Source organism: Cyclobacterium xiamenense, from assembly GCF_900109255.1.
Taxonomy (GTDB): domain Bacteria; phylum Bacteroidota; class Bacteroidia; order Cytophagales; family Cyclobacteriaceae; genus Cyclobacterium; species Cyclobacterium xiamenense.
The window spans coordinates 878020-893068 of the sequence record NZ_FNZH01000002.1; the positions used below are offsets into that span (position 1 = coordinate 878020).

Here is a 15049-nt window from a genome sequence, read left to right on the forward strand (position 1 = left end):
CCATTAGCCCCTACCCATGTAGGGCATGCCGTTGGCCATTAGGGTGATCCAGGGAATATTGGTATCCAGCGGCAGTCCTGCCATATACACGATGGCCCGTCCTACTTCTTCCAGGTCCATGGTGGGTTCCACCTTTTGCGACCCATCTGCTTGCAGGATGCCTTCTTCGATTTTTTTGGTCATGGCACTCTTGGCATTCCCAATATCGATTTGGCCGCAGACGATGCCATGGGCCCTTCCATCCAGGTTGCTGGAGCGGGTAAGGCCCGTGACCGCATGCTTGCTTGCCGTATAGGCGACCGACAGGGGGCGGGGAACCTGCGCGGATATGGAGCCGTTGTTGATGATGCGCCCTCCTTTCGGTCGCTGTTTTTTCATCAGTCGAAACGCTTCCTGGGTGCAAAGAAAGGCCCCGGTCAGGTTGGTATCGATCACGTTTTTCCAATCGGCAAAAGCCAATTCTTCCAGGGGCACGGAGGGGGCATTTACGCCGGCATTGTTAAACAAAAGATCCAGGCGACCAAAGCCTGTCTCGATTGCTTCAAAAAGTTGCCGGATTGCGGCGGGATCCGCGATATCCGCTGGAGCGACAAGGTGTTTGGTCCCCTTGCAATGCGCCGCTGTTTCTTCCAGGTTTTGTTGGTTTCTTCCGGAGAGGATCAGCGTCCAACCTTCTTTGGCCAGTGCTTTAGCGACTGCCCGGCCGATTCCCGAACCGGCACCGGTGATCAATGCGGTTTTGATAGGCTGATTCATGCAATGGTGGATTGGATATTTTCCTCCCGGATGTAATTCCGGATAATTTCTTCTACGTCCTGATCGGCCGTAAAGCCCAGAGCATCGGCTTTCCGGGTATCAAAGTGGGGCGGCCAGGTCAATACGATGCTTTGAAGGAAAGCATCCGGTTGATGGCTGATGCGTTTGGCCACTGCGGGGCCGGCCACCCGTTCCAGGCAGTCGATCATGTGCTGCACCGAAACGGTCAGTCCGGGCAAATTGACGGTCCGGTCATCTCCAATCAACTCGGGGGACAGGCTGGCGGCATGCAGAAAGTTTTTTACAACTTGTTTGGGGGATAGAATCCAGAATTCCGAAGTAGGGTCCACCGGGTAACTGGCGGGTTGTCCATTGAGCGGTTCCCGAATGATGCTGCTCAAAAACGAGGAAGTGGCGGCATTCGGCTTGCCGGGTCGTACGGTGATGGTGGGAAGCCGGAGGCAGCGAGCGTCCACAAATCCCCTACGGCTGTAGTCGTTCATGAGAAGATCTACGATGGCTTTTTGGGTGCCGTAGGAACTTCGGGGTTTGGGAGCGGTTTCCTCGGTGATCACCTGCCGTACATCTCCTCCGAAGATACCGCAGGAGCTCGCAAAGACAATGCGGGGCCGGTGTCCCAGCTCCCGGCATTTTTCCAGCAGGTGCAGCGATCCATTCAGGTTGACCTCCATGCCCAGGTCGAAATTTTTTTCTGCTTCCCCACTCACGACGGCAGCGAGGTGAAAGATCAGGTCGGGTTTTTTGTCGAGCAGTGCGTCTATCTGGGAGGGGTCGCCAAAATCCCCTTGCACGCAATCAAATTCGGGGTCATTCGCGAGGGTTTCGGGAAAATGGCGGTCAAACAAGGTCAGGCTACTTCGTGCAGCAGGGTTTTGTTGACGGTATTCACTAGCCAGGCGGCTTCCGATAAAGCCCCCTCCACCGATAATCAGTACATGCATGGGTTGATGCGTTTTTTGGTTAAATTAAAGGAACAATCCAGGACAACAGCCATACCTGCAGCATTCCTGCCAGGGAAATGATTGCCAACAAAAAGGTCCAGGTTTTCAGGGCTTCTTTCTCTGTCAGTCCGCTCATACGGGCTACCACCCAAAAGGCGCTGTCGTTCATCCAAGATACGAAAAGGGAGCCAAATCCCATAGCCATGAGCAGATAAACCGGATGGTAGGGCAATTCAGACCCGTCTCCGATCAAGGCCGAGACAATGGCAGCACTGGAAATCATGGCCACCGTTCCGGATCCCTGGGCGGTTTTCAAAACTGCCGCAATCAGCCAGGCCAGGGGAATGTAATGGAGTTGCAGGTTTTCCGAGCTCAGGCGAATGGCTTCGCCGATACCGGTATGCCCGATCATGGCTCCGTAGGCCCCACCTGCGCTTGTTATCAAAATAATCAGGCCCCCTATTTCCAGCGGTTTCCCGATTTTCTCCCAGAGTACGGTTGATTGAAGGTCTCGGGTGATGGCCCACAGGTACAAGGCCACAGCCGTTCCCGCTGCCATGGCCAGGTTTTTATTCCCCAAAAAGCCCAGCCATTCCGGCACCGATCCGGTGAGGGCTTCCACCAGCGATGCAGCGCCAATCAGCAAGATGGGAAGTAGGATGGGTAGCAGGGAGAGGCCCAGGGATAGCTCCTTGCCACCGGCCACGATGGGTGCCGGAGCGATCCGCAAGGGAATGCGAAGGGCACGGTTCAGTTTTTTTCCGACGAATAGAACCACGAAGGCGGGGAGAATGCCCAGCAGCAGCCCGGTACTGATCACCAGGCCCAGGTCCAGGCCTAGCGTTTCTGCCATGATCAGTGGTCCGGGTGTAGGGGGTACGATGCTGTGGGTAATGGCCGCTCCTCCGCCGATAGCAGTCACGTACAACACGTAATCCTTACCCGTTTTTGCCGCCAGGGTGATTCCCAGCGGAATAAGCAGAAAAAAAACCGTGTCAAGAAAGACCGGGATGGACAGAATGAATCCGGCCAGCATCAGCGCAAGCCCTGCTTGTTTTTCTCCCAGGCGTTTTAGGAGCTGACTGACAATCTGCGAAGCAGCTCCGCTTTCCATCATGGCCGTGCCGATGACCGCAGCCAGCGCAATGACCCAGGCAATTTTTCCCGCCATGCTACCCAATTCGGTCATGGGTAGCTCGATGGCAGCGATCAATCCCCGATCGCGGACCAGGTCCGGACTGATCAATCCCACAAAAACGGCCGCGATGACCAAGGCAATAAAGGGATGAAAACGCCATCGGGAAATGAGTTGTGCTACCAGTAAAATGCTGAGCAATAGCACCAGAAAAGACCAGTATGGGGAAGAAATTAAGCTATCCATTCTTTAAATAAGGGAAAAAAAATGGAAAAATCCGGCGTTTTTTGCAAAAGTCGAAATTTTTCTCTCGATTTAGAAAATCCGAGCATACTTGCTTGCTTTCGTTGGAACCTTTACTTTCCTTTACAGAAACATACAAATGACAGGCGGTTTTTTTTAACCCGTAAACGAAAGGAGCATTTGAAAGAGGAAGAGATGGCCCTCCCTGCGTTGCAGGAGATGGTAGGGTGCCTGCCCAGTAGCGTTATCGAAAACGAGTCCCGGAGCGATGCGATCGGGGAGACTTGCAGGAGCTTGCCTATCATAATCATGGGCAAAGCGTTGGACTGCGCTGCACGGGTGGATACTGACGTCGATTCCATTGATGGAATGGATTTTTTTTACAGCAACCGCTTGGTACCCTCAAATTTCTAAACCGGTGAACACAAAACACATTCCCTATTTGTACCTGCTTCTGCTGCTGCAGTTTGTCCTGATTGGCTACTTGTGGTTTGGGGGAGCAGATAGCGGCTCTGCTCTGAATTCACTAGAGAACCCAGCCCGAATTCAGGAAGCATCGCCTACGCGTGTCCCGCGGGTACGTATTTTTGAATTGCCCGAATCGCCCGGGTTCGCAGGCGAAAAAGTTCCGATGGATGATCCCGAAGTCTACGAGCGCTACGAGCGGGAACTGTACGTCAATGCGTATTGGGAATCCAATACCCTGCTGATGATGAAGCGCGCCGGGAAATTTTTCCCCTTCATCGAGCAGACGCTGAAAGAAAACGGTATCCCGGACGACTTTAAATACGTGGCACTGATCGAGTCGGGCTTGATGAACGTGACCTCGCCGGCCGGGGCAAAGGGTTTCTGGCAATTTATGAAAGGCACAGCCGGTGATTTCGGATTGGAAGTCAGCCGGGATGTGGACGAGCGGTACCATTTTGAAAAATCCACGCTCGCTGCCTGCAAATACCTGCGGGCTGCCTACGGTAAATTTGGCAACTGGACCAGTGTAGCGGCTAGCTACAACATGGGCATCGCCGGGATAACGCGCAGGAAAAACCAACAACTGAGTCCGGATTATTACGACTTGTACCTAAACGAGGAGACCAGCCGCTATCTTTTCCGGGCATTGGCACTAAAAGAAATCTTCGAAAATCCCGGCAAGTACGGCTTTGAGCTTCAGCAGGACGACCTGTACAATCTTCCCCCGCTGCGGGAAATCGAAGTGACCGAAACCATATCCAACCTGGCCGACTGGGCGAAAGAACAAAAAAGCAGCTACAAAGAAATAAAGACCTACAATCCCTGGCTGGTCAATCGGCAACTGCAGGTACGAAGGGGCAAACGCTATGTAATAAAACTTCCGGTTTAATTATTGGATGCATTTTTATCAGTATCTTGAGAGGCAAATGATTATCTATGAAGAAGACGCTGGTACTAATCCTTATTCTGGTAGGTAGTATTGCTGCCTTACTTACCGTCTTGCCTTTTCTGGTCAATCAATACCTGAATCGAAATGCCGAGCGCATTGTGTCCAACATGATTACCCGGACCAATGATTTTGCCGGACACGAGGTGTCCTTTGGCGACATCCACCTGGATTACGATTACAGAGGCACGTACCTGAAAATGGATTCGGTAGACATCAGGCCCGGTGAGGACCTGGATCCCGATAAAAAAATCAGGTTTCAACTGACGTTTGACGAGGCAAGTCTTACGGGCTTTCGGTGGGTGGACTTTTTATTTTTTAACAGCATACAGCTGGACTCGGCCTATATCGAAAACGTCGTTTTGGAGACCGTAACGCCGGATTTGGAAGAAATGCAAGCAGGTCAGCAGCCCACCACCTCCGATAAAGGCGAGGATTACCAGGCGATTGGCTTAAATCACCTTCGGGTAAATAAAGTCTCCTTCGAAAACCGAGACAGCGAAACGGATTCCGTACGCCTCTCCCTGACGGATTTGTTCGTTTTTGCCGATGGCTTTCGCCTCGACAAGGAGGACAGGGAAAGGCCCGACGCGCTTTTCTCGGTCGAAAGTATCGAGGGATACCTGGCCAACGCCCAGGTGCATCTAAACAACTCTCTGAATGTCGTGGAAGCGCGAGACCTGTCCTTCAATACCCGGGATCAGCGACTTATTGTCGAGGAGATCTCCTTTCGGAATAAATTGAGGAAATACGCCTATGTCAACCGGTTTGAAAAGGAAACCAACTGGATGGAGCTTACCGATGCACGCATGCAATTGGATGGAATGGATTTCCAGGCATACTTCCGGGAAGGAACGATTTCTGCGGATACCCTGCGTCTGGAGGGACTGGACCTGGATGTATTTCGGGACAAGCGAAAAGTGGAAGACACCAGCAAACGACCCAAAATGATCCACGAGATCCTGGAAGGGCTTCCGAGAAAGCTGCATTTGCCTGCCATTGCTTTTTCGGACATTCGGATTACCTATGAAGAGAGGCCGGAAACCAAGGCACCCACTGCCGGAAAAATATTTTTTGATCAGGTGGAGGGGGAAATCAGCGGGTTTAGTACCGTTGGAGAAACCTCCGCCCAAACCGATACCCTCCGGGTGAGCGCCAGGGGCAGGCTTATGGGCCAGGGGCAGATCGACCTGCAGGCGGACCACCTGATCAACGACCGCAAAGGCACCTTTTTTCTGAAGGGCAGCGTGGGAGCAATGAACCTACCGATGCTAAATGACATGATCATGCCTGCCACACGGGTTGCCTTAAAAAGTGGAAGACTAAACGACCTCTTTTTTGATATCCGCGCAAACGACCTGGAGGGAACAGGGCAGGTCATCGCCAGGTACGAGGATCTGGAAATAGAGATTCTGGATAAAAATTTTAAACGAAACCAAAATGCGTTTCGGAGAATTGGCGCTTTCTTGGCAAACAAGGTGGTCATTCGCACCCAAAATCCCAAGAAATCGGGAGATCTGAGTAAGGGAGCCGTGTACTTCGAGCGGGAAAAGCACAAATTTGTCTTTCACTACTGGTGGAATTTGGTACTCAGCGGGCTCAAATCCACCATTACCGGGCAGACCGAAGAGGAAATGCGGGAAAAATAAGTTGCCGGAATGTGCGAAACCTTCCAGTTGTTTTTTAGGTTATTTAGGTTGGGTTAAGGCCATTCCCATCCGATTCCTTAATTTTGTCCATTCAACCAATTATCGCGCAAGCCGTTCGTATGTCAGCAGAAAAAACACCGTCGCAGGATTACATTGAGATTTTTGGCGCCCGGGAACACAACCTAAAAAATCTGGACCTGACCATTCCCCGAAACAAATTGGTGGTAATTACGGGGCTGAGCGGGAGCGGGAAAAGCTCTCTGGCCTTTGATACCATCTATGCGGAAGGGCAGCGGCGGTACATGGAAAGTTTTTCTGCGTACGCCCGCTCCTTTTTGGGAGGAATGGAACGCCCCGATGTAGACAAAATCAACGGCCTGTCTCCCGTCATATCCATTGAACAAAAAACTACCTCCAAAAACCCCCGCTCCACGGTAGGTACGGTTACCGAGATTTACGATTTCATGCGCTTGTTGTACGCACGCTCGGCAGAGGCCTTCTCCTACCTCTCGGGTGATAAAATGGTGCGACAGACGGAGGACCAAATCATCGAACAGATCTTTCAGTCGTTTTCCGGAAAGCGATTGTCTATCATGGCACCGGTGGTCAAAGGAAGAAAAGGACATTACCGGGAATTGTTTGAGCAGGTACGAAAAATGGGCTATTCCCGTGTTCGAATCGACGGTGAGGTATGTGAGTTACAGCCAAAAATGCAGGTAGACCGGTACAAGATCCACGATATAGAAATCGTGGTCGACCGGGTAGTGGCCACAGAGAGCGACCGCTACCGCATTACCCAATCCCTCAAGACAGCCCTGCAACATGGAAAAGGCATCGTAATGCTGCTGGACGAGTCGGGCAAGATCCACCATTTCTCCAAGTTCCTGATGGATCCGCAAACCGGTCTCAGCTACGACGAGCCAGCTCCCAATTCCTTTTCTTTCAACAGTCCCTATGGGGCCTGCCCCACCTGCAACGGTCTGGGTGTGATCGAAGAAATCACCCGGGAAAACGTGATTCCCGACCCCTCGCTGAGTATCAGCCGCGGTGGGATTGCCCCGCTAGGGGAATACCGGGATATTTGGATATTCAAAAAAATCGAAGCCATTCTCAAACGCTACAAAGGTAGCCTCGCCACGCCCATTGCCAAACTGGACGATAAGGTGGTAGATATCTTGCTCTACGGTGATAAACAGGAAGTAGCCGTAGACTCTGTAAAATACCCGGGTACCAAATGGACGACAACCTTTGAAGGCATCCTTAACTTTCTTCAGAAGCAACAGGAAGGAGGTACCGACAAGATGCAAAAATGGATCAGCGATTTTACCAGCTCCCGTACCTGCCCCGATTGCGAAGGCTATCGGCTAAAGAAAGAGGCGCTGCATTTTAAAATTGCTGGCAAGCACATCGGCGAGTTGGCCCAGATGGATATTCGAACGCTTGGCGATTGGTTTGACAGCATCGAGGAGCGGATGACCAAGCGGCAGCAGGTGATTGGCGCGGAAGTTTTAAAAGAAATCCGAAAGCGCATCGGGTTTTTGTTGGATATCGGCCTGGATTACCTGTCGCTTAACCGTCCCCTTCGCACCCTCTCGGGAGGAGAAGCCCAGCGTATCCGTCTCGCCACGCAGATCGGTACACAGCTGGTAGGGGTGTTGTACATTTTGGACGAACCCAGCATCGGCCTGCACCAGCGGGACAATGTGAAACTGACCCGGGCCCTGAAGGATTTGAGGGATTTGGGAAATTCGGTAATCGTCGTCGAACACGACCGGGACATGATGATGGAAGCGGACTACGTGCTGGATATCGGCCCTGGCGCCGGAAGGCATGGCGGGCATGTCGTGGCCAGTGGCAGTCCGGGGCAGCTGCTCCAGTCAGATAGCCTGACGTCCCGGTACCTGAATGGGGAGCTGCGCATTGCGGTGCCCGAGAAACGGCGAAGCGGATCCGGAAAGAAATTAAAGCTAAAGGGAGCCAGCGGGAACAACCTGAAGCAGGTAAATCTGGAAATCCCGCTGGGTACCATGGTATGCGTCACGGGCGTTTCCGGATCGGGAAAAAGTTCGTTGATTCACGAAACCCTGTACCCCTTGCTCAATCGGCAGTTTTACAATTCCCGGAAGGAGCCGCTTCCTCACAAGGAAATCAAAGGGTTGGAGCATTTGGATAAGGTGATCGAAGTGGACCAGTCGCCGATCGGTCGCACCCCCCGGTCCAACCCGGCTACGTATACCGGTGTTTTTACCGATATCCGGGCATTGTTTACCGAGTTACCAGAAGCCAAAATCCGGGGATACAAACCGGGCCGTTTTTCGTTCAATGTAAAAGGCGGACGTTGCGAAGACTGCGAAGGGGGAGGTATGAAACTGATCGAAATGGATTTTCTTCCGGATGTGCATATTCCCTGTGAAACCTGTAAGGGCAAACGGTACAACCGGGAAACGCTAGAGGTGCGCTTTAAGGGGAAATCCATTGCCGACGTATTGGACATGACCGTGGAACAAGCCGTGGCCTTTTTTGAAAACCAGCCAAAGATTCTTCGCAAGATCAAGACGCTGCACGAAGTAGGCCTGGACTACATTACCCTGGGGCAACATGCTACTACCTTGTCTGGAGGAGAAGCACAGCGGGTGAAACTGGCTACCGAGCTATCAAAAAAGGATACCGGAAAAACCTTTTATATTCTGGATGAACCGACCACGGGCCTGCATTTTCAGGACATTGAGCATTTGCTGGAAGTGCTTCAAAAGTTGGTGGATAAAGGAAACACGGTACTGATCATCGAACACAACATGGACGTGATCAAGGTGGCGGACCACATCGTGGATTTGGGCCCGGAGGGGGGGCAGAAAGGAGGAGAAATACTTTTTAGCGGCACACCGGAAAAAATGTGCACCTTCAGCGGTGGATATACCGCTCAATTTTTAAAGGAAGAATTGTCCCGAAAAGTGGATTTACAGGTCTAATGGGCATTTGTTAGAATTAATGTTACCTTAAAATTAAATTTCGGAATATAATTTTAAAATTTGATAATTTCTTTTTTTCAGGGGCTACGATTTATTAAGTCAATTTTGCAGCAGTAAATAATCTGACTTACTAAATCTAATACCTAAATTATGAAACGTATCTTCAAAGGGATGATCTCACTCGTACTCGCAGCCGGCCTGTTGGTCGCTTGTGGAGAAGAGGAGACCCCCAACAATTTTGTTAGCATTTCTGGCATTCCTGCCACGGCAGTGATTCAAGCCGGTGAAACCGTAGGTCCTGTGACTGCTTCTGTTAGTGCACCGGATGGTCTCGCTTCCCTCATCATACGTAGGGATGGCAGTACGATAGAGACCGTAAACTTCAACGGCGAAACGTCCGCCAGTCATGAGTTTTCCTATACGTCTACGGAGGCCGATGCAAACGGCAATATCGTATTTGAATTCGTGGCAACGGATAGCAACGGGGACAGCCAAACCGTCACTCATGTACTGACTGTAGGCGAGGCGCCTAGCGTGATCCGCGTGGCCGACAACATCACCGCCGACCAGACTTGGGAAACAGGAAAAACATATGTTCTGGGTGGACGAATCACCGTCACCAGTGGAACCGAGCTAACCATTCAGCCAGGAGTTGTGGTGAAAGGAGAAGCCGGATCAGGTGCCAATGCCACCGCCCTTTTAATTGCGCGGGGAGCAACCATCAACGCAGTAGGTTCGCCTACACAACCCATCATTTTCACCTCGGTAGCTGATGAAATTGAGCCGGGAATGATTGAGAGTCCCAATTTGGATCCTAATCTAAACGGACTGTGGGGTGGCTTGTTAATTTTAGGCAATGCTCCTGCTTCTCTCGCTGGCGGAGTTGGGGAAGTGCAGATCGAGGGCATACCCCCATCCGATACCAACGGATTATACGGAGGAAACGACCCGGATGATAATTCCGGAATGCTCAAGTGGGTCTCCATCCGACACGGAGGAGCCAATATTGGCGAAGGAAATGAAATCAACGGATTGACCCTTGGCGGAGTAGGCTCACTCACCGAGATCGAAAATATCGAAGTAGTTGGTAATGAAGACGATGGTATCGAATGGTTTGGTGGTTCGGTAAATGTAAAAAACGCAATTATTTGGAGCGGTGCGGATGATGCATTGGATACCGACCAAGCTTGGTCGGGAACGCTGGATAATTTTATTGTTGTTTGCGGTCCCAATACCGATCACGCTTTGGAGATTGACGGTCCGGAAGGTTCATTAAACGGAGCCCACACCCTGAGGAACGGAACGATCATCGGCAGTGATGCTGCTGAACTAGGTGATTTCCGAGACGGTGCTAGAGGAACTTTTGAAAACATCTACTTTGCTGGCTTCCCTAATCCCGCGGATGAAGATACGGAAGGAAGGGGCGATTTATCTCTGAGCGGAGAGGTGGATGAAGATGGAAATCCGATAGGAAATAAATCACTGGATAATTTCACCAATGGAATCTTAAATTTCTCAAATCTTGAGGTGACTCTCGCACCTGGAACCATGCTTTCTACCATTTTCAAAAGTGGGACGCACGTTCACGCCTCGGAAGTTGCACTTCATGAAAACACGGTAGGTGCAGACAAGACCGCATTTGAAGGATGGTCTTGGGCAGCTGTTTCCGGCGGATTGGACGATTTAAAGTAATAGTTTAATAATCAATAAGTCACTTTTTGAAAGGGATGGTTCAACCATCCCTTTCCTTACTTTTTTAGCTAAAATCGCTGTATTCAAAACAAATTAATTCGATGAAAATGATACTAAAAAGCTGGTTTTTTCTCGGACTGGCACTCATGTCTACCCTGGCCCTGGCGCAAAACGGCACGGTGCGGGGAACCATTTACGACGAAGGAACCGGTGAACCCCTGTTCGGTGTGGCGGTAGCCGTTGTTGGGACCCAAATTGGGGCCGTGACAGATTTCGATGGCGACTTTGAACTTCAGTTGAGCCCAGGGACTTATACCCTGCAGGCTTCGTTCATATCGTACAATACCCTTAGTTTGGAGGGAATTGTCGTCACCGCCGAAGCCGTGACCGTATTGGATAACTTGAAATTGACCGAGTACACCTCTGATTTGGAGACTGTCACCATTTCGGCAGATGCCATCCGAACCACGGAAGCCGCTTTGATGATCGTAAAAAGAAATGCCCCCCAACTAATGGACGGAATATCTTCTGCTGCCTTTCGGCAGATTGGTGACGGGGACGCCGCCTCTGCTATCAAGCGTGTGACCGGTGTTTCCATCGAAGGGGGAAAGTACGTGTATATCCGAGGACTGGGAGACCGCTATACCAAGACGGTACTGAATGGGGTGGATATTCCCGGGCTGGACCCGGATCGAAACACCATTCAGATGGATATTTTTCCAACCAATATCATTGATAACATCATCGTATCCAAGTCGTTTACCAGTAACCTTCCGGCAGATTTTACCGGGGGCGTGGTGGATATCGAGACCAAGGACTTTCCCGAAGAAAAGACCATCCGGGTTTCCGTAAGCGGAGGGTACAATCCCTCCATGCATTTCAATGGAGATTTTCTACGTGCAGGTACCAGTGGTACCGATTTTTTGGGCTTTGATAACGGATTCCGAGATATTCCGACCAAAGGGGTTGCCGATATCCCGCAATTTGCCGATGTGGTCGGAAATCCTTCCGGAGAAAGAGGACAACTCTACCAGCGCATTCTTCGCGATTTCAACCCAGAATTTGGGGGCAGAAGGGATCCAAATGCCATGAACATGGGCCTCGGCTTTTCGCTCGGCAATCAGGTTGCTGTTGGCAGCAATACCCTGGGCTACAACCTGGCACTTACATATAAAAACACTTCCGAGTACTTTCAAGATGCCGAGTACAACCTGTTTGCCAAGTCCAGGGATATCGATGAAACCCAGTTGGAGCCCCTGGAACGGTCGAAAGGTAGTTTTGGGGTAAATAATGTATTGCTGGGCGGCCTCTTCGGACTGGCCTATAAGACGGACCTTTCCAAGTACAAATTGAACCTGATTCGCTTGCAAAACGGCGAATCGAAGGTCGGTGTTTTTGACTTTGAAAACACCAACCTGGGCGCGGTATTTGAAGCGGATCAGTACAACATCGAATACAGCCAGCGCTCGCTTACCAACCTGATGCTCTCCGGAGCACACTTTCTAAAAAACGGCGGTTGGGAGGTTAATTGGAAGGTTTCACCTACCCTATCCACCATCGATGATCCGGACGTGCGCGTGCTGCGTTTTCGGCGGCCCAATCTGACAATCTCTTCAGAGGTAGGCCTGCCCCAACGGATCTGGCGTTCGCTGGACGAACAAAACCTGGTCGGAAAACTGGATCTGACCAATAATCACCAACTATTTGGAAAAACCGCAAAACTCAAGTTTGGGTCCTCCTATGTTTACAAGCAACGGGATTTTCTGATAGAGGATTTCCAGTTTTCTACCGGAACCACCAGTTTTACGGGCGACCCTAACGAGGTCCTTCGGGAGGAAAACCTTTTCTCCGAATCCAATAGAAATGGCGTTAGGTATAACCCACTCTTTATACCAACCAATCCAAATAGCTTTAATGCCAGTTTGAGTAACGTCGGTCTATATATGCATAGCGAATTCTCACCTATCGAAAACTGGAAAGCCATTGTAGGTGTTCGTGCGGAGAAATATGACCAATACTATACCGGGTCCAATCAGACGCAAACCATTGTTTTTGATAACGAGCGGGTACTCGATGACATGGACTTTTTCCCAACCATTAACCTGATCAATGGAATTAAGGAAAACCAAAATATCCGTTTGTCTTTCTCCCGTACCATCGCCAGACCTTCGTTTAAGGAAATGTCCTTCGCGGAGATACTTGATCCCATTACTGGTCGGACATTCGTCGGAGGCCTGTTTGAAGAGACTACCAATGGAGGTACCGAAGTACTTTGGAACGGGCAACTGGAGGCCACCCGAATTAATAATTTTGATTTGAGATGGGAAAAATTCCTTCCTGCAGGACAGTTGTTTTCCGTAAGTGCCTTTTACAAAACCTTTGACAAGCCCATAGAGATGGTGCAGTTTTTGTCCGACCCGGGAGCCTTTCAACCTAGAAACGTAGGAAACGGTACGGTGGCTGGGTTGGAGTTGGAACTGAGAAAGTCCCTGTCTTTCGTCGCTCCAAACCTGGAAAACCTGTTTTTCACGTTTAATGGAACGCTCACTGAATCCAGTATCCAGATGTCTGCCTCCGAATTACGGTCCCGGCAGCTAACGGCCCGGGAGGGTGAGCAAGTAGATGCCAGGCGGGACATGGCCGGACAGGCACCCTATATCATCAATTCGGGCATCGCCTACAACGATTTTGTCTCAGGCCTGGAGGCCGGGATCTTTTATAACGTACAGGGATCTACGCTGAACTATATCGGTTTCGGTAACCGTACCGATACGTATACTGTGCCCTTTCATGCCGTTAACCTGAGCATCAACAAGACGCTGGGTCAGGAGGAACGCATGAAGGCGGGGTTGGTCGTGCAAAACCTACTGAACCAATCCCGTCAAGAGGTATTTAGATCCTATCAGGCCGAAGATCAGATTTTTACCAGCCTGAATCCGGGGACCTTGATCAATTTTAGTTTCTCCTATTCGCTCTAATAGGGAATACCTTTCCTACTAAAAAATATCCTTTCCAAACGAAAAGGATATTTTTTTTGTTTCTATGTTAATAAATTGTTAACTTATGGTAACATTTAATTAATTTGGGGACATGCGTGGGGTTTTTCTTTGGTTAGTGCTGTTTTGCATCCCGGGGCTATTGGCCGCCGGGAGGGTAGAAGATCTTGCACCAACCTACCGCGAATCATCCCCCAAAAAACATCCGCTCGTTCAAGCCTGGCTGGCCGAAAGTGTCCCCTTTATGTCCTTATACGAGAAATTGGAAAAGGATTTTGAGCGGTTCGGTCATTCGGAGCGGATGGTACGTTCCATCTTTTACCGGTCCCATCAACACCTTTTTCATTCGTACAAGCAGTATACCCTGGATCGGGATGCGTTGACCGAAGGTGCCTACGACTGTGTGAGCGGTTCCCTTATTTTGGCAGCAATCCTGGATCATTTCGGGTTTCGTTTCGAAGCGATTGAAACCTCTTACCATGTGTTTTTACAGGTAGCGATGGGGAACAAACAGCTCCTGTTGGAAGTGACCGATCCTCGCGGGGGATACATCGCCGATTCGGAGCGGCAGCAGGCATACCTGAGCGGCTACCTGGAAGAATTAGGGGCGAAGGTGCTGTGGGAAGAAACGAAAAATGAAGGTTCGCCCGCCACTCCGCCCATTTACCAAAAAATCACCTTGCAAAACCTCCTCGGGCTGCAGTACTTCAATCAGGCAATTCGGTATTTCAACGAAGACAATCCCCTGGCTGCCTATCAGTTTGCCGTCACGGCCTTAAAGTACCACGATTCGGATCGGATTCGGGATTTTAGCCATTTTTTAAAGCAGCAACTGGCACTTGCTTCCCGGTAGGAGGCGGGCTGCGAAAATTTTAATCTGGGGAGTTGTTTGCGCCGTTTTTTTAGGAGAGTTTGTAGCCCAATTTCGCCGAAAATAGGGCTACCCGAAATCAATCCAAGTCCACGTTTACATGGTAGAAAGGCGTGTTTTTAAGGAATTTCAATGCCTGCACCTTTGGTTGTTTCCGTATTGGGCATGCCTTGGACGTAGGTTACGGGAATGATACGAGCTGTTGGTGCTGGTTGGGGTTGCCTTTTCAGCTCTCGGACGAGTTGCTGAGCAGGTGCCCATTTTCTATCATACGCCAAGTCACGCAGTCCTTTTCGTACCGAAGAAGGTGGACAAGCTTTCGTATAGGATTCCCTGGGCTTTTGGTGTAGCATTGCTCCAAG

Annotated in this window: 9 protein-coding genes; 6 read left to right on the top strand and 3 right to left on the bottom strand. The window is 50.5% G+C overall.

All coding sequences use genetic code 11. The features are described from left to right. Positions 1–3: 3 nt before the first annotated feature. Genes BMW71_RS08490 through BMW71_RS08500 form a run of 3 tightly spaced genes read right to left on the bottom strand, consistent with a single transcriptional unit; the run spans position 4 to position 3099 of the window. Complete coding sequence (locus BMW71_RS08490; protein WP_092172094.1) at positions 4–756, bottom strand: SDR family oxidoreductase; 753 nt, start codon at positions 754–756, stop codon at positions 4–6. Beyond that, entirely contained in the window at positions 753–1718 is a 966-nt protein-coding gene (gene denD, locus BMW71_RS08495) for a D-erythronate dehydrogenase (protein ID WP_092172097.1), read from the bottom strand. The genes BMW71_RS08490 and denD overlap by 4 nt, the downstream gene beginning before the upstream one ends. A 19-nt stretch (positions 1719–1737) precedes the next feature. Next, positions 1738–3099, bottom strand: coding sequence for a GntP family permease (locus BMW71_RS08500; protein ID WP_092172100.1), 1362 nt, complete (start codon positions 3097–3099; stop codon positions 1738–1740). 415 nt (positions 3100–3514) lie between these two features. On the opposite strand from BMW71_RS08500, the gene BMW71_RS08510 reads away from it, so the two are divergent. From BMW71_RS08510 to BMW71_RS08535, 6 genes are all read left to right on the top strand, one after another. Beyond that, positions 3515–4453 (top strand): lytic transglycosylase domain-containing protein, encoded by a 939-nt coding sequence (locus tag BMW71_RS08510; protein ID WP_244891120.1) that lies wholly within the window; start codon positions 3515–3517, stop codon positions 4451–4453. A gap of 47 nt (positions 4454–4500) precedes the next feature. Next, positions 4501–6159 carry an AsmA family protein gene (locus BMW71_RS08515; protein ID WP_092172108.1) on the top strand — a complete coding sequence of 553 codons (1659 nt, stop codon included), beginning with the start codon at positions 4501–4503 and terminating at the stop codon, positions 6157–6159. A 119-nt stretch (positions 6160–6278) separates the two neighbouring features. Next, a complete protein-coding gene (gene uvrA, locus BMW71_RS08520; RefSeq protein ID WP_092172110.1) occupies positions 6279–9128 on the top strand; it encodes an excinuclease ABC subunit UvrA in 2850 nt (949 codons plus the stop codon). 150 nt (positions 9129–9278) lie between these two features. Beyond that, on the top strand, positions 9279–10820 hold the full coding sequence (locus BMW71_RS08525) for a hypothetical protein (RefSeq protein ID WP_092172113.1): 1542 nt from the start codon (positions 9279–9281) through the stop codon (positions 10818–10820). Between the two features lie 101 nt (positions 10821–10921). Beyond that, positions 10922–13798 (top strand): TonB-dependent receptor, encoded by a 2877-nt coding sequence (locus BMW71_RS08530; protein ID WP_092172116.1) that lies wholly within the window; start codon positions 10922–10924, stop codon positions 13796–13798. A 112-nt stretch (positions 13799–13910) separates the two neighbouring features. Then, positions 13911–14669, top strand: coding sequence for a hypothetical protein (locus BMW71_RS08535; protein WP_092172119.1), 759 nt, complete (start codon positions 13911–13913; stop codon positions 14667–14669). Positions 14670–15049: the final 380 nt, after the last annotated feature.